Genomic DNA, 19,680 nt, shown 5'->3' with positions numbered 1-19,680 from the left:
CGTCAATGCCTGCGCCGCGTATCCGGAATATCGATGGGGGAACGATCCATCGCCTGCAACAGCGCGCCCAGTCCCTGGGCCGAGGTGTTCTCCATGCGCCCGCCCGGACCGCAGACGTTGTCCGCGCTGGTCCAGGCCGGCGCCGCGCCCGGCAGCCGTCGCGCCCGCAGCCAGCCGCGCCGGTCCACCATGAACTGCGCGCCCGCCAGGTCGGCCGGCGCCACGCCCGCGGCCAGCGCATAGGCCTCCCACGCCGCCTCACTCGCCGCCACGCAATCGGCTTCCGCCGCCGGCGTGCCGCCGCGCGTCAATGCGACGGTCAGCAGGCGCGGATCCAGGGGCTCTGGCGGCGCGTCGGGGCGGAAGGCCGCCACCCGCACCGGCAGGCCGCGCAGCTCCGACAACGTGACGGCGCGCCCATCGCGGCAGGCCAACGCCACCACCGGCGCCGGAATCGCCGGCATCCCCGCGCCGCCGCTGACGCCATAGGCCTGCACGCGAAGATAGTCCAGCACCAGCCAGACCTGGTCCGGCGACAGCGCCTTCCCTGGCGCCACCGCGCCGCCGTGCGCCGCGCCCTCGCGCGCCAGGCGCGCATGCAACTCGCCCTCCAGCCGGTTGTCGAACAACGCCGCGCCCAGCACGCTGGGCCAGGCGGGCAGTGCGGCCGCGAGCACGCCGCGCCCATCCGCCCGGACCCCATGGCAAGCCGCGCAATGCGCCTGGTACAGGCGCGCGCCCCGCAGCAGGTTGTCATCCGAAAACACCAGCGGCGAACGCTGATAGGACGTGTGCGTCGCCTCCGTCAACAAGAGCCGCGGCGCGGGCCAACTGGCGCTGGCCAATAATCCCGCGGCGGCCGTCAGCAATACCAGCCTGCCGCGCCGCGCGAACAAAGCCGCGGTCAGCAGCGCCAGCGCCACCAGCGTCAATCCCAGCGCCAGCCACAGGCGGCGCCAGGTGTGGCCGCTGACCGGCAGGTCGGCGTCGTAGCGCCACGCGAACGGCCAATGCGCGATCGCCAGCGCTTCATCCGACTGCCAGGCAATCGCCACGGCCAGCAACGCCGCCAGCAGCGCCATCGTGCCCAGCAGCGTGGCGCCGGCCCGGCGCCACTCGGCCCGCGCCGCGCGTTCCGGCGCGCGGCTATGCAGCCAGGCGGCGGCCAGCCCCGCCAGCAACAACAACGCCGCCGCGGCCAACGCCAGGTGTCCGAGCCGAGACCCCAACAGCCCGGGCGCCCCCTGCGTTCGCTGCCAGCCCAGCGCCACCACGCCAATCGCGGCCGCCAGGGCCAGCGCCGCCAGCACCGGCAACGGCAGGCCGGCCGTGATCGCCTGACCGTCGGCGCGTCGGCGAGCGGCGGCCAGGCACGCCAGCATGCTGGCCGGCGCCAACGCGACAGCCAGCGCCAACCCCGCGTTGCTCACCACGTCGCATCCAGTCCCAACAACGCCAGCGCGCGGCGCCGCAGCTCGGCCAGGCGCGGATCGCCGCGATGGCGCGGATACGGCAGGTCATTGACGATCTCGTCCTTGATGCGCGCCGGCCGCTCGCTCAGCACGATGATGCGCGATGCCATGAACAGCGCCTCTTCCACGTCGTGCGTTACCAGCAAGGCGGTGAAACCGCTGCGCTGCCACAGTTCCACCAGCTCGGACTGCATCGCGATCCGCGTCAGCGAATCGAGCTTGCCCAGCGGCTCGTCCAGGATCAGGATGCGCGGATCGTTCACCAGCGCGCGCGCCAATGCCGCGCGCTGCGCCATGCCGCCCGACAGTTGGTGCGGATAGGCCTGGCCGAAGGCCGCCAGGCCCACGCGCTGCAGCGCGTCGTCGACGCGGGCGCGCTGCGTCTTCAACAGACCCCGCGCCTGCAGGCCGAGCGCCACGTTGTGCCAGACCGTGCGCCATGGATACAGCGTCGGATCCTGGAACACCACGATGCGCGATGGCGATGGCCCGTCTATCGGCTCGTCATCGGCCAGCAGATCCCCCTGCGCCGGCGGCTCCAGCCCCGCCACCAGCCGCAGCAGGGTCGACTTGCCGCAGCCGCTGGGGCCCAGCAGCGCGACGAATTCGCCGGGCCGCACCTCCAGGTCAATGTCGTCCAGCACCGGCAACGCCGCGCCGTCCAGCTCGAAACGATGGTTTACGCCGCGCACCGCCAGCGCCGCGCCGCGCGCCGCGGATGCCGCAGTGCCTTCCAGTGCCGCCACTACCATTTCACCACTCCCTTCTGCCAGGCCAGCAGGCGGTCGCGCCCCGCGAACAGCAGCGTGATCAGTCCCGAGAACACCAGCGCCATCACGATCAGCGCGCCGTACATGTTGGCGTACGAGGCCCACCCCTGCGCCCACGACAGGTACCAGCCCAAGCCGGACTTGACGCCCATCATCTCGGCCGCCACGAGCACCGAGAAAGACGCGCCCAGCCCCATGAACAGTCCGACGAACACCTGCGGCAACGCCGCTGGAATCGCCACCCGCAGCACCAGAAACCACTCGCTCGCGCCCATGGTGCGCGCCACGTCGTAATAGGCGCGGTTCACGCCGGCCACGCCCGACCACGTCAACACCGTGACCGGAAACCACGTCGCCAGGGCGATCAGAAACACCGCCGCCGACCAACCCGACGGAAAGAAGAAGAACGCCATCGGCAGCAGCGCCGTCGACGGCACCGGCCCCAGGAACCGCAGCACCGGATGCACCCAGTATCCCAGGCCGCGCGACCAGCCGATCGCCACGCCCGTCAGGAAGCCCGCCGCCGCGCCCAGGCCGAAGCCATTGAGCAGCAGCCACAGCGAATTGCCCAGGCTGTCCGCCAGCCGCTTGTAGTCGGTCGCGTAGACCTCGATCAGCGACTGCGGCGGCGCGAAGAACGGGCTGGGCAGCAACGCCAGCTTGGCCGTCGCGATCTCCCACGCCCCAACCGCCAGCGCCAGCAGCACCAGCCACGGCCCGCCGCGATGCAGCGCACGCGCCGGCCGGCGCCGGCCAGCGCCGGCCACCGCCACCAGCAGCAGCAATGCCGCCAGCACCAGCGCCGCGATGCCGAATTCCCGCGTATACCCCCACGAAACGAAACCCACCTCGACGTTGGGCCAGCGCAATGTCACCGCGCCCACCGCGGCCCACAGCGCCGCCGCGACCACGCCGGTCTTCCACAGGCGCCAGGGATGCGCGGCGGCCGGCGCGCCGCGCAACGCGGCCACCGCCAGCGCGTCAGCCGAGGACATTGGGCACCACCGCTTGCGCGTACTTGTTGATGTCGAGGTTGGCGCTGAGCACCTTGATCGTCTTCAGGTCCTTGGCATAACCCACGATCTCGTCGCGCAGCGCTGCGCCGGTCGACGCATGGCCATGGCTGTGGCTGCGCAGAATCGCCGCCACGCGCTCGGCCGGCACCTTGCCCGGCACGTACGGCGCGAAGATGCGCGCGGTCTCGTCGGGGTTGGACGCGGTCCAGCGTTGCGCGTCGATCACGGCGCGCGTGATGGCCGCCGCCGACTCGGGATCATTGCGGACCAGGTCGCCGCGCAAGCCCAGCACGCAGCAGGTGCGATTCTCGTAGTCGCCCTCGATGTTGGTGGCGATCTCGCGCAGCTTGTTGTCCTCGCGCAGCGTGTAGATCAGCGGATCATCGCCCGCGATCGCATCGACTTCCCCCTTTCTCAGCACCTCGCCGAACAGGTCCTGCGGATACTGGCGCCAGTCCACCGATTCCGGATCGATGCCCAGTTGCGCCACGCGGATCGCGAAAAAGTTCTTCACCGGGCTGGCCTGGTCCGACACCGCGACGCGGCGGCCCTTCAGGTCCTGCACGCGCTTGACCGGCGAATCCGCCGCCGTCAGCAGGCGCATGCAGCCGCCATGCGTGCCCACCGCCAGCTTGACGTCGAAGCCCTGCTCCAGCGGCTTGAGCCAGCGCAGCGCCATGCCGATGCCGCCGTCGGCGTGGCCGGTGGCGATGGCTTCGAGCAATTGATCGGTCGAGCCGCTGAAATTGATGCGTTCGACCTTGAGGTTGTACTTGTCGAAGAAGCCGCGCTCCAGCGCCACCGAGACTGGCGACTGGCACACCGCGGTCTGGCTCCACGCGATCTTATAGGTGCGCGGCGCGCCATTGGCCGCCAGCACCCGCGATCCCAGCATGCCGAGCGGCGCGGCCAGGCCGGCCACGGTCGCCGCGCGCAGCAACGAGCGGCGCGAAATACCGCGCGCCGGATTGGCGCGCGCTTGGACGTTCGTATTCATCAACCTTCCTTTTGAGCAGACTGTGAATGGCGATGCTTGCCATGCGGCATCATCGGCCCGTGCTCAGGCGTTCGACAAATACAAAGTGGGGATAACAATATGGGCTGCGTCAGTCCGGCAGGTGATCCGGCACGCCGTGCTCATCCACGGACTTGACGCGATCCAGCGCGTTGCGCGCCGCCGACATCGCTTCGACCGCGCCGCGAAAACGGCGCGTCACGAAGATCTCGAAGGCCAGGCTTTCCGGCTCATCCGCGTCATCCTGCGTCTGGCCGTCCTCGTCCTGATCCGCTTGCGGCGCAGGCTTGGCCGCGGCATCGCCCTTGGCCGGCAACCGTCGCGTTTCCAGGAAGGCGCGCGCCGGGATGCGCCCCTCGGGTTGTGTCGCATACGCCACGACGGAAAAACCATTGATGATCTTCTCGGCCATACCGGTTTCCTTTAGGCCGCGCCAATCGGCGGCGCAGCTCGTTGTTAGCGACAACGGCCCGGCGTCGGGAAACTTAAGCGGAGGCGCGGCCGCGATTGATTGATCTCAATCGCGGCCGAGCGGCCACACAATATTCAACCGAGTCTATTTTGTCGACGATACGGCGGCCATGCGCGAGCGCACATATTGCGCCACTTGCGCCAGTACCTGCGACAGGTCCGCGCGCAGCGGCTCGAAGCCCTCATTGCGTTCGCGCGTAACCTCGTCCATGTACAGCGGACGCCGGATCTCGATCTGCAGGCTGTGGCGGTTCAACGCCGGCTGGCCGATCTGCGCAATCAACTGCACGCCCTTGTAGGGATCGTTGCGCGCCACCGTGTAGCCGCGGTCGCGCAGCGCCGTCTCGATCAGCGCGATGAATTCCGGTTCGCAGGTGGTGCCGTCGCGATCGCCCAGCACGAAGTCCGCCAGCGGATGCGCGCTCTCCCGGCCCAGGCGTTCGTAGGCGTCGTTCGGCATCGAGTGCAGGTTCAGGTGCCAAACCGCGCCAAAATCGCGTTGCGCGGTTTCGATGGCCTGCGCCAGCGCCGCGTGGTACGGCTCGTAATACGCCTGGATGCGGTGGCGCACTTCGGCCAGCGACAGCTTGCGGTCGTAGATCGGCGTGACCTTGTCCATGCGGCGCCAGATCAGGCCCTTGCCCAGGCGGGTCTTCTCGCCGGGGTCGAGCGGCTCGGGCCAGGGCTCGGCCAGCAGCTCCGGATCCAGATCGCGCAGCGTGCGGTTGGGATCGATGTAGACGCGCGGAAAGTGCGCCGCCACCAGCGTGGCGCCCAATGCCGGCGCCGCCGACCACAAGGCGTCCACGTGCGTGTCCTCGCCCTGGCGCAGTTGCGCCAGGCTGGCCGCGGCGCCGAAATCGGCGGGATATCGCTCGCCGCTGTGCGGCGAATCACACACCAGCGGCAGCGCCGGCGCGGTCGGGGCATGCACGGAAACGGCTTGGAAGTCGGCGTTCGTCATCGTCAGTCAGCCTGGATGTTGGCGGCCTTGGCGACTTTGGCGTAGCGCGCCAGGGCCTGTTCGATCTGGACCTTGAATTCCTGCGGCGTGGTCGGCATCAGCGTACCACCGACGTCCTCGGCCTTCTTGCGGAACTCCGGATCCTGCATCGCCGCGCGCACGGCCTGGTTCAAGCGCTCGACCACCGCCGGCGGCGTGCCGGCCGGCGCCACCAGGCCGAACCAGCCGCCCGTGCCCATGTCGGGATAGCCCAGTTCGATATAGGTCGGCACGTCCGGCAGCAGCGGCGAGCGTTCGGCGCCCAACACCGCCAGCGGCCGCAGCTTGCCGCCCAGCACCTGCGGCAAGGTCGAGGACAGGTTGTCGGTGATGGCGTCCACCTGCCCGCCCATCACGTCATTGAGCGCCGGGCCCGCGCCGCGATACGGCACGTGCAGCAGCTTGATGCCGGCCAGCATCATGAAGTTCTCGATGTTCACGTGCCCCAGCGATCCCACGCCCGGCGAGGCGAAGCTGTACTTGTCCGCCTGGCCCTTGGCCAGGGCGACGAACTCGGCCATGTTCTTGGCGGGGACCTGCGGATTGATCGCGAAGATGCTGGGCACGGCCAGCACGTTGGCCACCGGCTCGAAGTCCTTGAGCGGGTCGTAGTTCATCTTGCGGTAGACCGCCGGATTGGAACCGTGCGTGCTCATCGTCGCCATGCCGATGGTGTAGCCGTCGGCGGTCGAACGCGCCACCTGCTCCATGCCGAGCGAACCGCCCGCGCCAGCCTTGTTCTCGACCACGATGGTCTGCTTCAGGTCGCGGCCGGCGTACTCGGCCACCAGGCGCGCCACGATGTCGGTCGAACCGCCCGCGGCGAACGGCACCACCAGCTTGATGGGGCGGGAAGGATAGTCGGCGGCGTGCGCCGGACCAGCGAAAGACAGCGCGGCGCAGACGCCGGCAAGCGCGATGCGCGCGGAACAGCCGAAAAAGCGGCGGGACATGGAGCGACTCCGGAAAAGGTGCAGGGCTTGCTGCGAGGCCGCCAGTGTCCGAACTTTACGATCCGCTTTCAAACGACTATATTGCACGCCTTCATTACCAACGCTCATGCTAGGGCCGCGCTCGCGCCCTGCTGGAACCCGTCGCGCCATGCGCCTGCATTCGCCGTCCATGTCCGAACTGCACGCCTTCATGACGGCGGCGCGGCTGGGCAGCTTCACGCAGGCGGCCGAGACCCTGTGCGTGACCCAGGGCGCCGTCAGCCGCGCCATCGCGCGGCTCGAAGCGCATTTCGGCCAGCCGCTGATGCGCCGCAACGCCCATGGGCTGACCCTGACCGAAACCGGCCGCAAGCTCTACGAAGGCGGCCTGGCGCCGCTGCAGGCCATCGAGGCGCTCAGCGCCGAACTGCGCGCCGACGACCGCCGCCTGCGGCTGACGCTGTCCAGCGTGCCGACCCTGGCCAGCGCGTGGCTGGTGCCGCGCCTGCCCGACTTCCACCGGCGCCATCCCGAAATCCAGTTGGATTTCGCGGCCTACCGCCGCACCGAGGATTTCTCGGGCGCCACGCCCGACGCCAGCATCCTCTCGGGCGTGGCCGGCCAATGGCCTGGCTGGCAGGCCGACTACGTGATCGGCCGCGAAATGATCGCCATCTGCAGCCCCGCCCGGTTGGCCGCCCGTCGTGCCGCGGGCCTGTGGGACAGCCCCGCGGGCCTGCTCGGCGAGCCGTTGCTGTACCACGCCAACGGCCAGGACAACTGGGACCGCTGGTTCGAGGCCGCTGGCGTGCGCCGAGCCCCGCTCAAGCTTGCCAGCGGTTTCGACCAGGTCAGCATCCTGGTGCGCGCCGTCATGGCCGACATGGGCATCGCCGTGCTGCAACGCTGCCTGGTGCAGGACGACCTGCAGGCCGGCCGCGTGGCCGCCCCCTTCCCCGATCTGCGCATCGCCATCGCGCGCGGCTATCACCTGTGCGCCCCGCCGCAACGGCGCGACCACTACGCCCTGGCCTGTTTCCGCGAGTGGCTTCTCGATACCGCCGGACAGGATCCCGAAGCCACAGTCGAGCCGCCGGCCTGAAATTACGACGATACGTTACAAAACAAAACGGGCCCCGACAGGGGCCCGATCATGACAGGCGATTCGCGGCCTCTCGGCCGGCGTGTTGCGGCGCGTCAGGGCGCCAGTTTGAATCCCAGGTCCACGCCCCACTTGTCCGTCTCGCGCAGCCACTTCGCGCCGCAGTTCAAGCAGCGAAAATGGTCCTCGCGGCTTTCCTCACGGCCCTTCTGAGTCGGGTTGGTGAATCCCTGATGCCCCAGGTGCGAATGCGGTGCGACACCCGCCAACCCGGGGTTGATGCGTTGGCAAGCCAAGCACATAACGCTCATTGATGCTTCCCCAATAACTTGGTTACCAAATTGTAAGGGATTTCACCAATTTTTTTCTATAAAAACCTATTCCCGGTTAGACAAAAATTGTTAACGGCGCAATTAAACAACGGCTGGCAAGGCCGCCAGGCAGGTTGCGAGGTGGTAGGGGGAGGTCGACGGCATATCCGCCCGCGCCACCGCGTCCTCACGGTCCAGGCATTCGTACCAGCCGCCGGGGTGCAGGAAACGGGCGCGAAAGCCGGCCAGCGCCTGGTTCAACGCCGGCAGGTCGCCCAGCACCGCCAGCACGCGCAGGTACTCGGTCTGCGCCCAGATCCGGCGGGTGTCGTCCAGCACCGCGCCCCGCTCGTCCAGTGCGGCCAGCACGCCCCCCGCGTCCACGCCGTGGCCACGGGCCCAGTGCACGCCGCGCGGCAGCGACTCCAGCAGATCGAGGCCGTCGAACACCTCGGCCGACTCGCGCACCAGCGACAGCCACTCGAACTGGTGGCCCGGCTCGATGCGATTGCCAGGCGTGCCCTGCGGCAGTTCGGCAATGCACTGCGTCGGCGCGCTCAGGAACACCTGGCTCATGACCTGCGCCAGGCCGCGCAGGCGGGCCGCGAACAGCGCCGGCTCAGCTACCTGGGCCGCGGCCAGGTAGGCCTCGGTCAGGTGCATCATGGGATTCTGTGCAGGCCCGCGCAACGCCTCGCCCCAATCATGGCTCAGCGCGGCTTGATAGCGCCCGTCGCTCATCCTGAAGCGCGATTCGATGGTCTCGGCCGTGGCCAGCAGCAGCTTGCGCGCCTGCGCGTTGCGCGAACGGCGGAAATACGCGGCGCAGGCGAACACAATGAAGGCATGGGTATACAGGTCCTGCGTCGGGTCGAGCGGCCGGCCGTCCGCATCCACGCTGTAGCGCCAGCCGCCATGCTCCTCATCGCGGAACACGCGGCACATCGAGGCGAACAAGCGGTCGGCATGCGCGCCCGCGGCGGCGCCCGGCGCGCCTGCATACACATACAACTGACGCGCGCAGGCCATGGCGCGATAGCGCTCGGCGGGCAGCGGCTCGCCGGTGGCGGCATCCAGGGATTCGAAGGGAAGACCCAAGGCGTCATTGAAGCCCCGCCCCATCCACATGGGCAGGATGACCGAGTCGAAATGCTCGTGAAAAGCGTTGATGTGCTCCGCCAGCGCGGAATTGGTCTGTGCGGCAGTCATCTTGGAATGACGCAGGCCCGATGAGAGCCATTTGTTTTGAAGCAGCGACGATAACCGAAATTTCCGCCGCCATCTCTGGAACGCCATTCTGAGCGTCATGCGCACACAGACCGGTACAGCCGTTCAGCTTCCTTCAAGCGCGGAGCGCCTATCGGAAGATGTTTTCCTCGACCCAGTTCTGCGCGAATATTTCCGCGCGATCGCGTGCTTCGTCCAACGAAGCGCAGTTGCCCAAGTGGGAAAACGCGGCATCCACTTCGGTGCCGCCCTCAGCCGTTACCGTCAGCAATACGCCATATCCGCCGGTATCCATGGCCGCTGTGGAAACGTCGATCAGTACTTCCTGGTCACGATGCTGCATGTGCTACCTCCCAGTCGGTTACCTAAACGCGTGAACCACGCGTGACGTAGCGGGTGCAGAATTCCCGCGCAAATGAATAGACCTGAATTCGTCACGCAAGTTCATCTTACCGGCGACATGCTGGCGGCGATACGTCCGGACGCTGCCAAATCGAACAAACCGTCTCAGGAGATTCCCGTAGCCCATCTGGATGAGCCCGGCCGCGCGCTCGATTGGAACGCGCAGACATTCGCAATAAATGCACCAATTCGTGACGCGCCAACGCCGTCACAAACATGCAGTGGAAATCGGGATTAACGCAGATGGATGGCGCCGGGCTCTTCCATGCGCAGCGCCAGCTTGCCCTTTTCAGTGATCCGCCAGGCGCCGTCGGGGCCGGGATCGATACAGCGCAGCGTCTGCAAGGCTTCGGCCACATGCGCGGGCACGGTGGTCTGGACGGCGCCCGGTTCCGAATTGTCGGCAACGATGCGCAGCCAATGTCCCAGTTCGCCTTTCTCGAAACGATGCAATGCCATGCGTGACTCTCAGTTCAATACCGCAACGATAGCATGCCGCTCCTACGACGGCCGCAGCGCCAGCGGACGTTTCACGCGCGCCGCCGCGGCCGACGCGGCCACGCTCAGCGCAATCAATCCCAGGCCCAGCATCAGGTCTGGCGAGAGGTGTTCATGGAACACCACCGACGACACGATCAGGCCGATGACAGGCACGCAGAGCATCGCAATCGAGGTCGCCACCGGCGGCAGTTTCTGCGTCATGCCCAGCACCACGATGAAGGTCAGCGCCGTGGCCAATGGCCCGGTGTACAGGATCACCGGCCAGGCGTCTGGCACGCCCAGGAATGCCGGAGCGCCGTCGCGCAGCCAGGCCAGCGCGGCCAGCGGCACGGTGGCGATCGCGGTCTGCCACGGAATCATGTCGGCGCCCAGGCGCACGTGGCGATTGCCGCGCAACTGGATGATGTTGCAGGCCCAGGCAAACGAGGCGCCCAGCAGCATCACCAGGCCGATGACGGTATGCGCTTGCCACGGGCTGAAGGCCGGCGCGACGATCACGCCGATGCCCGCGTAGCTGAGCGCGGTGGCCAGCCACTGCGCCGGCGACAGCCGTTCCTTGAGCACCAGCGACGACAGCGGAATGACCCAGATCGACGTGGCGTAGGCAATCACCGATGCGCGTCCCGGCGCCACATACTGCAATGCCCACAAGGCCAGCGCGGTGAACGCGCCCATCTGCAAAAGGGCCACGCCCGCCACCAGCGGCCATTCCTGGCGCGTCGGCAACCGCAACCGTCCCAGCAGCGCCAGCACCGCCGCGCTGATCAACGCGGCCGACCCGAACCGGCTGGCCGCCAGCCACAACGGGCTCATGTGCGCCAGGCCCAGTTTCATGACGGGCCAGTTGCCGCCCCAGATCATGACCGCCCCGGCCAGGGGCAAGAACTTGCGCAAGGTACTGTGCTGACTCATCGCTACTGCTGCTACCGCTTGAATATTCCGTGCTTTGGCCGATTCGCCAAAGAAAGCGGTAGTCTATAGGGTAAACCCCAGCATATTTCACCTCAATTTGCCGCCATACCATGCATACTCAGCACAAGTGCATGGTTCTCTACACAATTACAGGTCTCTTATGCCGGATATCAACCTGGATGCCACCGACATCCGTATCCTCAACGAACTCCAGCGCGACGCGAGGCTCACCAATGTCGAGCTGGCCGCGCGCGTGAATCTGTCGGCCTCGCCCTGTCTGGCGCGGGTGCGCCGGCTTGAAACCGAAGGCCTGATCGACCGCCGCGTCACACTGCTGAACGCCCGCAAGCTCGGCTTGAAGGTCAACGTGTTCATCCAGATCTCGCTGGACAAGCAGCGCAAGGCCGCGCTCGACGTGTTCGAACGCGAAATCGCGGTGCTGCCGGAAATCATGGAGTGCTATCTGATGTCGGGCGACGCCGACTACCTGATCCGCGCCCTGGTGCCCGACGTCGATGCGCTCGAGCGGCTGATCGTCGAACACATCACGCGCATTCCCGGCGTGGCCAGCATCCGCTCCAGCTTCGCGCTCAAGCAGGTGCTCTACACCACCGCCGTGCCGCTTGGTTGACGGCGCTTGCGGGATCGCCCCGGCCAGCCCAAAATGAAAAGGTCCGCCGCCGGTTCCGGCCGGCGCCGGCGTCCCTCCATCGCTTAGCAAGGAGCACACCATGCCTGAAACCGAATGGTTCCCCGGCAGCACGCTACCCGATCGTCAGGGCTACTTCGAAGTGGCGTTCGACACCGGCGAAACCGAGATCACGCGCTACGGCATCCTGGGTTGGGAACCCGCCGAGGAACGCGGCCGCATCCTGCGGTGGCGCGGCCTGGATCCGAAGATCGAAGCCGCGGAAATCGAACGCGAGAGCGCCGTGCGCAATCACGGCGACGACATCCTGCGCTGACGCGTCGACCCCGCACAAAAAAATGCCGCGGCTGGCCACCGCGGCATTTTTTTCTCACAGGCATCGGCATGGCCCGGACGTGACTATCCGGGCATCGATGATCCTTACATATCGATCTTCGCGATCTTGGTGCCTTCCAGCGACACGCCCGCCATCAGGCCGCCGTTGTTGAGCACGAAACCCACCACCGGCTGCTGCGCGGTGTTGGTGTCGATACGGCCGTTGGCACCGATGTTCACCACCGCCACCGTGGCGTCCGCGCCCACCGTCCAGCCATTGCTGTTGCGGAACTTGTTCAACGCCTCGTCCGTCATGAACAGCACGAACATCGCCTTGGACTGCGCGCCCGCCTGGAAGCCGATCGAGCCGGCGGTGGTGCTGTAGTAGCCGGCGTTGGCGCCGCCCACGCGCAGCACGCCCTTGCCGTGTTGCGCGCCGATGAAGAAGCTGCCGCTCAACACGTCAGGGAAGATCAGCACGCCCTTGGCGCGCGCGACCAGATCCTTGGACTGCGGCGCGGCCTGGTAGAGCTTGCCCAGCGATGCGTTGGCCGCGCTGTTGATGGATTGCCGTTGTTCGGATGCCGTGGCATTGGACTGCGGCGTGGTGGTGGTGCAACCGGCGAACAGCAGGCCGGCGACGCTGATTGTCGCGGCGGCCATGCCGACGCGGCGGAAACGAGGAAAAGTGTCGAACATGGAACTCTCCTTTTTGTTGTCATCCGTTGTCCACTGTACCGAGCGCACACAAGGGCGCAAGGCACATCTTGTGATAAAGGAAACAAAACCTACCGTGCCGCCATCCGCGAAATCGTGCCGAGCGCGGCGGCGGCGCATGACGGCACATGCATGCGCCACGCCGCGCGCGGCAACATTTGGTATGTCAATCTTCGTCTCGATACCAGACTGCAAGCCAATCGACACCGCTTGGCGACCACGCGCTACAGAATGCCGTAGCGCGGCTCGCCCGTCGCCGGGTCGACCGACACGATGCCGGACAACACCAGTTCCGCGTGCCGACGGGCAACACCGGCGTCCACGAACGTCACGAAACGCGGCAAGGGCCAACGCTGCTGGAAGTCCGTTTCGCCGGGCCGCGACACACTGACCTCTATCGCCAACGCCCCGGCATCGAGACTGACCACCTCACACATCACTTCGAAGCCGTCAATGTGACGTTGCGGCCACGGGTTCATTCCTGCGCTCCTGAATCTGCTTTGCCCGGCCGCAATATGCCAAAAATAATTTGGCTTGAAAAGCAATGTTTTCAAGGGGTTATGGCGTACTAGATGAGCTGGTGCCGATGCACCTGGACAAGCGCGAAAACCCCTTGAATCCGGGGCAATTCGAGGCATTTCAGGATATGCGCGCCAACCGGCGCGCGTCATGCAAAGCGCGGCGCGTCAACGCGCCGGCGGGTGAATCCACTGCGAATCCCACAAGGCCTCGCCGCGCTCCAGCGTCGCGGCCAGTTCCTTTTTCCGGCGCAGGGCCACCGCCGCCAGCAACGCATTGCAGATCGACAGCGCGGCCACATGGGAATCGAACGGCGATGCGCTCGACGTGCGCGCCAACAGCACGTGGTGTGCCTGCGCGGCAGCGGGCGCGGCGGCGGAATCGGTGATCAGCACCACTTTGCCGCCGCGTTCGCGGAACACCTTGACGGCATTGGCCGCCGCCACCGAATAGCGCCGGAAGGTGAACGCCAGCAGCACGTCGTGCGGCTCCAGCCAGAGCAACTGGTCTTCCAGGAACATCGACCCCGACGCGGCCATCGCCTTGACGTCGGGCAGGCACAGGTTGAGATAGAGCGCCATGTGATTGGCCAGCGGCGCCGCCTGGCGCAGGCCCAGCACATGCACCCGGGCGCGGCGCTGCGTCAACAGCCGCACCGCTGCCTCGAACGCCGCCACGTCGATCGAGGCGAAGGTCGTCTCCAGGTTGTGCTGGTCATGCAGCAACGCATTGCGCAGGCATGCCTGCGCCGACGGATTGTCGACGCTGACGGCATCGGCGCGCTCGCCCGGCGAGGCCAACAGCGCCGTGAGTTCGGCGCGCGCCTGCATTTGCGCCTGGGCATAGCTGTCGTAGCCGAGCTTGGCCAGCAGGCGCACCACCGTCGATGCGCTGGTGCCGACGTTGCGCGCCAGCGCGGTCGCGGATTCGAGCAGGCCCTGCGGGTAGCGCGCCTGCATGTCCTCGACCAGGCGCCGTTCGGTCTTGGTCAGCTTCCGGTCGTAGGCGGCGATGCGTTGATGCAGATTCATGATGGCAAGGTCCCTGGGCCGGTTTCCACCTTGGAATGCCTCGCACGGGCCCTAGGTGATAACCCCAAATTCAACAACGTTCATTGCAGACTATATTTAGTTCTGCAATATTCTTTGCAGAATAGACTGAACTGTTCATCACCACAAGAGAGCTTCATGAAGCACCCATCCGAGGCCGCGTCGCCCGCCCGCCGCAATCTGCTCATCGCGGGCATGGCCGCCGCCCTGCTGCCGCTGTCCGCGCGCGCCGACGCCTATCCGTCGCGCCCCATCTCCCTCGTCGTGCCCTTCCCCGCCGGCGGCTCGGTCGACCTGGTCGGCCGCCTCTACGCCGAAGTGCTGGGCAAGATCCTGGGCGTGACCGTGGTGGTCGAGAACCGCGATGGCGCCGGCGGCGCCATCGGCAGCCAGCGCGTGGCGCGCGCCAAACCTGATGGCTACACGCTGGTGGCGTCCTCGCAGAGCTCGCACCTGGCCAATCCGCTGATGCATCCCAACCTGGGCTACGACCCGATCAAGGATTTCACGTCCATCTCGCAGTTGGCGCGCACGCCCAATGTGCTGGTCACCAGCGCCGCCCTGCCCGTCAAGGACTTCGCGCAATTCGTCGCCTACCTGAAGGCGCATCCGGACGATGTCCACTTCGCCACGGCCGGCGTCGGCAGCATGGGCCAGTTGAACGCCGAGCTGCTCAAGCACACCCTGCAACTGCGCGCGGTGCACGTGCCCTATCGCGGCGGCGCGCCGCTGCTGAATGCGCTGCTGGCCAACGAGGCCCAGTTCGCGCTGGACAACCTGGCCCCCTTCCTGCCGCACATCCAGACCGGCAAGATGCGCGCGCTGGCCGTGGCCGCGCCCACGCGCCAGGAGGCGCTGCCCGACGTGCCCACCTTCGCCGAACTCGGCTACCCGGTGCTGAACGCGATGTCGTGGATCGGCCTTGCCGCTCCGGCCGGCACCCCGCCCGAAATCACCCAGAAACTGCTGGCCGCGGTGCAGACCGCGGCGCGCCAGGACAGCACCGTGCAGTCGCTGGAAAAGAGCGGCGCGCTGCCGCCCGAACTGCAGACGCCCCAACAATTCACCGACATGATGTCGCAGCGCCTGGCCTTGTATAAAGACCTGATCGACCGCGCCGGCATCCGTCCGGAATAGGATCCCCACATGACCCACCCCGCTTTCGCCCCCGACACCGCGCCCCTCGAGGTCCTGCCGCGCGACCTGTCCGCCTACCGCCAGGGCAACACCGGCATCGACTACGTGCACCGCTTCGAGTCGGGCAAGCCCGGCCCGCATGTGCTGGTCAACGCTCTGACGCACGGCAACGAGATCTGCGGCATGGTGGCGGCCACGCACCTGCTCGATACGGGCGTGCGCCCGAAGATCGGCACGCTCACCGTGAGTTTTGCCAACATGGAGGCGTACAACGCCTTCGACATTGATAATCCCTACGAAAACCGCCAACTGGTTCACAACCTGAACCGCATCTGGTCGCCCGAATGGCTCGACGGCAGCGAGCAGAGCCCGGAGCTGCGGCGCGCGCGCGAGTTGCGCCCGGTGCTGGACGCGGCCGACTACGTGCTCGATATCCATTCGACGCGGGCGCCGGTGCAGCCGTTCTGGGTTTATCCGGAAATGGACCGCAACACCGCGCTGGCCGCCGCCGTCGGCGCCCCCGCGGTGCAACTGGTGATGCCGGCCGGCCGCTTCCCCGGCACCGGCGTGCTGAACTACGGCCGTCATGGCGACCCCGCTTCGGACAGCGGCGGCGCGCTGGTGGTCGAATGCGGCCAGCACTTCGCGCAATCGGCCGCCCTGCTCGCCACCGACGTCACGCTGCGCTTCCTCGCGCACCTGGGCCTGATCGACGCCCCGGCCAACAGCGCGCCCGCGGCGCCCGCGCAGCCGTTCCGGCTGCTCGAGGTGCACATGGTCAAGTCCGAGGACTTCACCTTCACGCGGCCGCTGCTGGGCTTCGAGGTGTTCAACAAGGGCGAGCTCATCGCCATCAACGCCGGCGAGGAAATCCGCTCGCCGTGCGACAACTGCACCATCTTCATGCCGACCCGCATGCCCATCGTCGGCCGTGAAGCGGTGTACCTGACCGAGCCGATGTAAATGTGGGAGCCCCATCCCTGGGACCTGGACGACGCCGCCGCTGACATCCAGCGGCAGGGTTTCCATGTCCGCGGGATGGTGGCCGTCGGCTGGCAAAGCATCCCGTTCGGCGACTTGCCGGCCGAGGGACTGTTCGGCCTGACCGCGGATCAACTGCGCTCGGCCGAAGCCGTCTGCCATGCCACCGTGCAGGACGAGCATTGGGTGCTGACCCAACGGCTCTGGCATGGCTTTCCCGATCCGCCCGAATGGGGACTGTGGACCCGACCGCGGGACGCAGCCGGACGACCCTGGACCTCCTGGGGGCAGTTCGCCGCCCTTCCGCCGGCGTGGCGCCTGCCGCCCGGCGTTGATTGAGCGCGCGGGGCGACGGGCTTTACGCCTCGGGGAACGCCGGCTCGGCGCCCGCCTTCTCCAGCAGATCCGCCACGTCCTGCGCGCCCTTCTCGATGGCCCAGGCCCAGGCGTTCCAGCCTTCGTCGTCGCGGCGGTCGGCCTCGGCGCCATGCGCCAGCAGCAACGCGGCGATGGCGGCATTGCCGCGCGCCGCGGCCGCCATCAAGGGCGTGCCGCCGTCGTCGGATGCGGCATCCACCTGTGCCCCCGCCTCCAGCAGCAAGGCCACCAGTTCCAGGTGCTCCCAGCCCGCGGCCTGATGCAACGCGGTCAATCCATGCCCCGCCCGGCAGGCCGTGTCCGCGCCCTGCGCCAGCAGCAGGCGCGCCGCCTCGGCCGCGCCTGCGGTTGCCGCGCAGAACAGCGGCGTGGCGCCGAACGCATTGCGCGTGTCCACCCCCGCGCCAAGCGCCAGCGCCTGCGCCACGCCCGGCGCGTCGCCGGCCGTCGCCGCCTGCAGCAGTTGTTCGTCTGGTGTCGTCATGAAAAACCCGTCATCGGAAAGGAATCGAAGGCGCCCATTAGACACCGCCCGGCTCACAGATCGGGAATCAGGCGCTTGCCCAGGCTGATCACCTCGTCCTGCTGGAACCCCAGGCTGGCATAGAAGTCCTTGACCGCCAGGTTACTGGCGCGGATCAGCAGGTTGATCTTGGGGCAGCCCATCTCCAGGAACTTGCGCTCCAGCGCCCGCATCAACGCCGAGGCATAGCCGCGGCGCTGATGCGCCGGCGACACCGCCAGGTAATTGACCCAGCCGCGGTGGCCATCGTAGCCACCCATCAGCGTGCCGACGATGACGCCGTCCGCCTCGCCCACCAGGAACAGGTCGGCTTGCACGGTCAGCTTGCGCGCCACGTCCTTGCGCGGATCGTTCCAGGGGCGCGTCAGCCCGCAATCGGTCCACAACTGGATGATGGCGGCTTCGTCCGCCGGATGAAAAGACCGGATGGCCAGTTCGGGATGCTTCATGCTTCGTTCCTCTTAAAGGAAAAACGAAGGCCGGGCGCTACGCCTCGATGGCTGGAAAGCAAAGCGCGCATGCCGCGCAAACAAAAAGGCCACGAGGGGTATCGTGGCCTTCTGGAGGGAACACCGGGGATCCGGCGTTCGAACACGGCTTGCCACTCAACGCAGGCGTCGAGTGATTCGTCGGTTGTCTGCCCGGGCCGGCGCGGCCGGCGGGGCAATGAGAATGCGGTTCATGGCGGGCAGCATACACGACCCCGGCCCGCCGCGCCAAGCGGCCGCTTAGACCGCGGCGGGCGCCGGCAGCGTGCCTTCCATCACCACCACCGCCTGGCCCGCCACGCCGGCCCACACGCCGTCATCGCGGACCTCGGCGTGCGCCAGCAACAGGCTGGCGCGGCCCATGTCGACGCCCTGCGTCACCCGCAGGCGCAACTCGCCCTTGCCGCGCAGGGCCGCCCGCAATGCCGTGGCGGCGCCAGTCGCGCTGCCGGTGGCCGGGTCCTCGGTCATGCGGCCGGTGAACATGCGCGCCTGGATGTCGGTCGGCCCCAGCGGCGTCTCGGCGCCGCAATCGGTGGTGTAGGCATAGATGGAACGGGCGCCGTCCAGCGGCAGCAATGCCGCATAACCGGCCGGATCCGGCCGCGCACGGCGCAACGCATCGCGGCTGGCCAGTTGCACCACCAGGAAGATCAGGCCTACGGACACCACCTGGGGCGCATGCTCGGACAACAGGATATCGTCCGGCGCCAGGCCAAGGGCGCGCGCCGCGGCCTCGGCCGTCACCTGGCTGGCGCGCGTCAACGGCTGCGGCGCGGCCAGCTCGGCACCGAGCAGGCGGCCGTCCGCGCCATAGCGCAGGTCGATGCGCACCAGGCCCGCCTCTTCCTCGAACACGAAGCGCGCCGGGGCCGGCTTGCCGGCCGCGATCATCTCGCGCGCCAGCACCACCGCCGTGCCCACGTTCGGGTGGCCGGCGAACGGCACCTCGCGGTCGGGCGTGAAGATGCGCACCCAGGCCGTGTGTGCGGCATCGCGCGCCGGCAGCACGAAACTGGTTTCGGAATAATTGAATTCGCGGGCGACGCGCTGCATCTGCGCGGTATCGAGGCCCTCGGCCTCCAGCACCACCGCGAGCGGGTTGCCCTGGTAGGCATGCTCGGTGAAGACATCGGCGGTGACGTAGCGGTAGCGCATGCGGGTTCCTTCAAAGGGATGGCGGATGCGGAAAATTATCCGCGCCGCCCGCCCCGCGCGACAGACACAGAGCCGCAGAAATCCGGGCATAACAGGCGCGTGGTCGGATCAGGCCCGCCACGCGCCGCGCAATGCTCAGTCGAACACGGGGCGAAAGAAGCTGCGCTCATAGCTTAGGATGCAGCGCGTGTCTTCGGCGTACTTGAACGCCGCCTGGCATTGCGCGTCCTGCATCGACTGCTGGCGATAGCGCTCGTATTCGGCCAGGCTGGGAAACGTGAACAAGGCCAGCGCGATGTTGTTGGCACCTTCGGACGGCAGGAAATAGCCATGGTGCGTGCCGCCGAACTTCTCGACCAGCGGAATCCACATCTTGCCGTAGGCTTCGAATTCCTTGAGGCGGCTGGGGTCGATGACGTAACGCAGATAGCAGGTAACCATGAAGACTCCATGAGGGTAGAAGGGAAAGCGGATGCCGACCCGGCGCCGGCGCCTGCATGGCCTCCCAAAGGGCACTCGCAGGCCCTAGGCAGTGCAGCGACGGCCTGGGACAATCCCACAACCCGCCCCGCGCGTCAACGCGGCGCTGCGCCGCGCCGCCGCCCTGGGCGGCGCCGTGCTGTTCCCCAAGG

The 19,680-nt window shown here is 67.5% G+C and carries 25 protein-coding genes; 6 read left to right on the top strand and 19 right to left on the bottom strand.

Annotation, left to right across the window (positions count from 1 at the left end):
* Positions 1-2 precede the first annotated feature (2 nt).
* From ACUDCK_RS09755 to ACUDCK_RS09725, 7 genes are all read right to left on the bottom strand, one after another.
* The gene (locus ACUDCK_RS09755; RefSeq protein WP_244976917.1) at positions 3-1,433 is read right to left on the bottom strand and encodes a c-type cytochrome; all 1,431 of its coding nucleotides are present in this window, start codon (positions 1,431-1,433) and stop codon (positions 3-5) included.
* Complete coding sequence (locus ACUDCK_RS09750) at positions 1,427-2,224, bottom strand: ABC transporter ATP-binding protein (RefSeq protein WP_054503833.1); 798 nt, start codon at positions 2,222-2,224, stop codon at positions 1,427-1,429. The genes ACUDCK_RS09755 and ACUDCK_RS09750 overlap by 7 nt, the downstream gene beginning before the upstream one ends.
* Positions 2,218-3,237: an ABC transporter permease gene (locus ACUDCK_RS09745; RefSeq protein WP_054503834.1), complete on the bottom strand. Its 1,020-nt coding sequence runs from the start codon at positions 3,235-3,237 to the stop codon at positions 2,218-2,220. Before ACUDCK_RS09745 ends, ACUDCK_RS09750 begins: the two co-directional genes overlap by 7 nt.
* Positions 3,224-4,255: an ABC transporter substrate-binding protein gene (locus ACUDCK_RS09740; RefSeq protein WP_175167683.1), complete on the bottom strand. Its 1,032-nt coding sequence runs from the start codon at positions 4,253-4,255 to the stop codon at positions 3,224-3,226. Before ACUDCK_RS09740 ends, ACUDCK_RS09745 begins: the two co-directional genes overlap by 14 nt.
* A gap of 109 nt (positions 4,256-4,364) precedes the next feature.
* On the bottom strand, positions 4,365-4,685 hold the full coding sequence (locus ACUDCK_RS09735) for a hypothetical protein (protein WP_064528667.1): 321 nt from the start codon (positions 4,683-4,685) through the stop codon (positions 4,365-4,367).
* 144 nt (positions 4,686-4,829) lie between these two features.
* Positions 4,830-5,708 carry an N-formylglutamate amidohydrolase gene (locus tag ACUDCK_RS09730; RefSeq protein ID WP_175167682.1) on the bottom strand — a complete coding sequence of 293 codons (879 nt, stop codon included), beginning with the start codon at positions 5,706-5,708 and terminating at the stop codon, positions 4,830-4,832.
* Between the two features lie 2 nt (positions 5,709-5,710).
* Positions 5,711-6,700 (bottom strand): Bug family tripartite tricarboxylate transporter substrate binding protein, encoded by a 990-nt coding sequence (locus ACUDCK_RS09725; protein ID WP_049074970.1) that lies wholly within the window; start codon positions 6,698-6,700, stop codon positions 5,711-5,713.
* A 148-nt stretch (positions 6,701-6,848) separates the two neighbouring features.
* Between ACUDCK_RS09725 and ACUDCK_RS09720 the strand changes: the two genes are divergently transcribed.
* Complete coding sequence (locus ACUDCK_RS09720) at positions 6,849-7,781, top strand: LysR substrate-binding domain-containing protein (protein WP_175167681.1); 933 nt, start codon at positions 6,849-6,851, stop codon at positions 7,779-7,781.
* 95 nt (positions 7,782-7,876) lie between these two features.
* On the opposite strand, the gene ACUDCK_RS09715 is transcribed toward ACUDCK_RS09720, so the two are convergent.
* The 5 genes from ACUDCK_RS09715 to ACUDCK_RS09695 form a co-directional block, all read right to left on the bottom strand.
* A complete protein-coding gene (locus ACUDCK_RS09715) occupies positions 7,877-8,092 on the bottom strand; it encodes a hypothetical protein (protein ID WP_006388022.1) in 216 nt (71 codons plus the stop codon).
* 102 nt (positions 8,093-8,194) lie between these two features.
* Entirely contained in the window at positions 8,195-9,301 is a 1,107-nt protein-coding gene (locus ACUDCK_RS09710) for an AGE family epimerase/isomerase (RefSeq protein ID WP_175167680.1), read from the bottom strand.
* Positions 9,302-9,449: 148 nt separating this feature from the next.
* Positions 9,450-9,662, bottom strand: coding sequence for a hypothetical protein (locus ACUDCK_RS09705; RefSeq protein WP_006218759.1), 213 nt, complete (start codon positions 9,660-9,662; stop codon positions 9,450-9,452).
* 293 nt (positions 9,663-9,955) lie between these two features.
* Positions 9,956-10,180 (bottom strand): hypothetical protein, encoded by a 225-nt coding sequence (locus ACUDCK_RS09700; protein ID WP_006394087.1) that lies wholly within the window; start codon positions 10,178-10,180, stop codon positions 9,956-9,958.
* A gap of 42 nt (positions 10,181-10,222) precedes the next feature.
* Positions 10,223-11,134, bottom strand: coding sequence for a DMT family transporter (locus tag ACUDCK_RS09695; RefSeq protein ID WP_064528659.1), 912 nt, complete (start codon positions 11,132-11,134; stop codon positions 10,223-10,225).
* A 160-nt stretch (positions 11,135-11,294) separates the two neighbouring features.
* On the opposite strand from ACUDCK_RS09695, the gene ACUDCK_RS09690 reads away from it, so the two are divergent.
* On the top strand, positions 11,295-11,765 hold the full coding sequence (locus ACUDCK_RS09690; protein ID WP_006388018.1) for an Lrp/AsnC family transcriptional regulator: 471 nt from the start codon (positions 11,295-11,297) through the stop codon (positions 11,763-11,765).
* A gap of 100 nt (positions 11,766-11,865) precedes the next feature.
* Positions 11,866-12,099: a hypothetical protein gene (locus ACUDCK_RS09685; protein ID WP_054432335.1), complete on the top strand. Its 234-nt coding sequence runs from the start codon at positions 11,866-11,868 to the stop codon at positions 12,097-12,099.
* 104 nt (positions 12,100-12,203) lie between these two features.
* Here the strand turns inward: ACUDCK_RS09685 and ACUDCK_RS09680 are convergent, their stop codons facing one another.
* From ACUDCK_RS09680 to ACUDCK_RS09670, 3 genes are all read right to left on the bottom strand, one after another.
* On the bottom strand, positions 12,204-12,797 hold the full coding sequence (locus tag ACUDCK_RS09680) for a BPSL1445 family SYLF domain-containing lipoprotein (protein ID WP_054503841.1): 594 nt from the start codon (positions 12,795-12,797) through the stop codon (positions 12,204-12,206).
* Positions 12,798-13,039: 242 nt separating this feature from the next.
* Complete coding sequence (locus ACUDCK_RS09675; protein ID WP_054503842.1) at positions 13,040-13,294, bottom strand: hypothetical protein; 255 nt, start codon at positions 13,292-13,294, stop codon at positions 13,040-13,042.
* A gap of 207 nt (positions 13,295-13,501) precedes the next feature.
* Entirely contained in the window at positions 13,502-14,365 is an 864-nt protein-coding gene (locus ACUDCK_RS09670; RefSeq protein ID WP_054503843.1) for a MurR/RpiR family transcriptional regulator, read from the bottom strand.
* A 156-nt stretch (positions 14,366-14,521) separates the two neighbouring features.
* On the opposite strand from ACUDCK_RS09670, the gene ACUDCK_RS09665 reads away from it, so the two are divergent.
* From ACUDCK_RS09665 to ACUDCK_RS09655, 3 genes are read left to right on the top strand one after another with little or no spacing between them, the layout of a single operon-like run.
* Positions 14,522-15,520, top strand: a complete 999-nt coding sequence (locus ACUDCK_RS09665) for a Bug family tripartite tricarboxylate transporter substrate binding protein (RefSeq protein ID WP_054503844.1) — start codon at positions 14,522-14,524, stop codon at positions 15,518-15,520.
* Positions 15,521-15,529: 9 nt separating this feature from the next.
* Positions 15,530-16,483 carry a succinylglutamate desuccinylase/aspartoacylase domain-containing protein gene (locus ACUDCK_RS09660; RefSeq protein ID WP_116792095.1) on the top strand — a complete coding sequence of 318 codons (954 nt, stop codon included), beginning with the start codon at positions 15,530-15,532 and terminating at the stop codon, positions 16,481-16,483.
* Positions 16,484-16,840 (top strand): hypothetical protein, encoded by a 357-nt coding sequence (locus ACUDCK_RS09655; protein WP_175167678.1) that lies wholly within the window; start codon positions 16,484-16,486, stop codon positions 16,838-16,840.
* A gap of 19 nt (positions 16,841-16,859) precedes the next feature.
* Here the strand turns inward: ACUDCK_RS09655 and ACUDCK_RS09650 are convergent, their stop codons facing one another.
* The 4 genes from ACUDCK_RS09650 to ACUDCK_RS09635 form a co-directional block, all read right to left on the bottom strand.
* Positions 16,860-17,363: an ankyrin repeat domain-containing protein gene (locus ACUDCK_RS09650; protein ID WP_049075011.1), complete on the bottom strand. Its 504-nt coding sequence runs from the start codon at positions 17,361-17,363 to the stop codon at positions 16,860-16,862.
* Between the two features lie 53 nt (positions 17,364-17,416).
* Positions 17,417-17,851, bottom strand: coding sequence for a GNAT family acetyltransferase (locus tag ACUDCK_RS09645; RefSeq protein ID WP_049075013.1), 435 nt, complete (start codon positions 17,849-17,851; stop codon positions 17,417-17,419).
* A gap of 279 nt (positions 17,852-18,130) precedes the next feature.
* Positions 18,131-19,048: a PhzF family phenazine biosynthesis protein gene (locus tag ACUDCK_RS09640; protein ID WP_445659305.1), complete on the bottom strand. Its 918-nt coding sequence runs from the start codon at positions 19,046-19,048 to the stop codon at positions 18,131-18,133.
* A gap of 135 nt (positions 19,049-19,183) precedes the next feature.
* Positions 19,184-19,489 carry an NIPSNAP family protein gene (locus ACUDCK_RS09635; RefSeq protein WP_006388009.1) on the bottom strand — a complete coding sequence of 102 codons (306 nt, stop codon included), beginning with the start codon at positions 19,487-19,489 and terminating at the stop codon, positions 19,184-19,186.
* Between the last annotated feature and the right edge of the window lie 191 nt (positions 19,490-19,680).

Source organism: Achromobacter sp. CF-sbj1-Ac2-l, assembly GCF_052698165.1.
This window is presented reverse-complemented; position numbering and strand designations above follow the sequence as displayed.

Bases quoted from the DNA above. Each gene is read 5' to 3' on its own strand.
- ACUDCK_RS09705 (WP_006218759.1), bottom strand. From the start codon at position 9,662: ATGCAGCATCGTGACCAGGAAGTACTGATCGACGTTTCCACAGCGGCC.
- ACUDCK_RS09735 (WP_064528667.1), bottom strand. From the start codon at position 4,685: ATGGCCGAGAAGATCATCAATGGTTTTTCCGTCGTGGCGTATGCGACA.
- ACUDCK_RS09685 (WP_054432335.1), top strand. From the start codon at position 11,866: ATGCCTGAAACCGAATGGTTCCCCGGCAGCACGCTACCCGATCGTCAG.
- ACUDCK_RS09740 (WP_175167683.1), bottom strand. From the start codon at position 4,255: ATGAATACGAACGTCCAAGCGCGCGCCAATCCGGCGCGCGGTATTTCG.
- ACUDCK_RS09650 (WP_049075011.1), bottom strand. From the start codon at position 17,363: ATGACGACACCAGACGAACAACTGCTGCAGGCGGCGACGGCCGGCGAC.
- ACUDCK_RS09745 (WP_054503834.1), bottom strand. From the start codon at position 3,237: ATGTCCTCGGCTGACGCGCTGGCGGTGGCCGCGTTGCGCGGCGCGCCG.
- ACUDCK_RS09660 (WP_116792095.1), top strand. From the start codon at position 15,530: ATGACCCACCCCGCTTTCGCCCCCGACACCGCGCCCCTCGAGGTCCTG.
- ACUDCK_RS09730 (WP_175167682.1), bottom strand. From the start codon at position 5,708: ATGACGAACGCCGACTTCCAAGCCGTTTCCGTGCATGCCCCGACCGCG.
- ACUDCK_RS09695 (WP_064528659.1), bottom strand. From the start codon at position 11,134: ATGAGTCAGCACAGTACCTTGCGCAAGTTCTTGCCCCTGGCCGGGGCG.
- ACUDCK_RS09700 (WP_006394087.1), bottom strand. From the start codon at position 10,180: ATGGCATTGCATCGTTTCGAGAAAGGCGAACTGGGACATTGGCTGCGC.
- ACUDCK_RS09750 (WP_054503833.1), bottom strand. From the start codon at position 2,224: ATGGTAGTGGCGGCACTGGAAGGCACTGCGGCATCCGCGGCGCGCGGC.
- ACUDCK_RS09635 (WP_006388009.1), bottom strand. From the start codon at position 19,489: ATGGTTACCTGCTATCTGCGTTACGTCATCGACCCCAGCCGCCTCAAG.
- ACUDCK_RS09670 (WP_054503843.1), bottom strand. From the start codon at position 14,365: ATGAATCTGCATCAACGCATCGCCGCCTACGACCGGAAGCTGACCAAG.
- ACUDCK_RS09720 (WP_175167681.1), top strand. From the start codon at position 6,849: ATGCGCCTGCATTCGCCGTCCATGTCCGAACTGCACGCCTTCATGACG.
- ACUDCK_RS09645 (WP_049075013.1), bottom strand. From the start codon at position 17,851: ATGAAGCATCCCGAACTGGCCATCCGGTCTTTTCATCCGGCGGACGAA.
- ACUDCK_RS09640 (WP_445659305.1), bottom strand. From the start codon at position 19,048: ATGCGCTACCGCTACGTCACCGCCGATGTCTTCACCGAGCATGCCTAC.
- ACUDCK_RS09675 (WP_054503842.1), bottom strand. From the start codon at position 13,294: ATGAACCCGTGGCCGCAACGTCACATTGACGGCTTCGAAGTGATGTGT.
- ACUDCK_RS09710 (WP_175167680.1), bottom strand. From the start codon at position 9,301: ATGACTGCCGCACAGACCAATTCCGCGCTGGCGGAGCACATCAACGCT.
- ACUDCK_RS09665 (WP_054503844.1), top strand. From the start codon at position 14,522: ATGAAGCACCCATCCGAGGCCGCGTCGCCCGCCCGCCGCAATCTGCTC.
- ACUDCK_RS09680 (WP_054503841.1), bottom strand. From the start codon at position 12,797: ATGTTCGACACTTTTCCTCGTTTCCGCCGCGTCGGCATGGCCGCCGCG.
- ACUDCK_RS09690 (WP_006388018.1), top strand. From the start codon at position 11,295: ATGCCGGATATCAACCTGGATGCCACCGACATCCGTATCCTCAACGAA.
- ACUDCK_RS09655 (WP_175167678.1), top strand. From the start codon at position 16,484: ATGTGGGAGCCCCATCCCTGGGACCTGGACGACGCCGCCGCTGACATC.
- ACUDCK_RS09715 (WP_006388022.1), bottom strand. From the start codon at position 8,092: ATGAGCGTTATGTGCTTGGCTTGCCAACGCATCAACCCCGGGTTGGCG.
- ACUDCK_RS09725 (WP_049074970.1), bottom strand. From the start codon at position 6,700: ATGTCCCGCCGCTTTTTCGGCTGTTCCGCGCGCATCGCGCTTGCCGGC.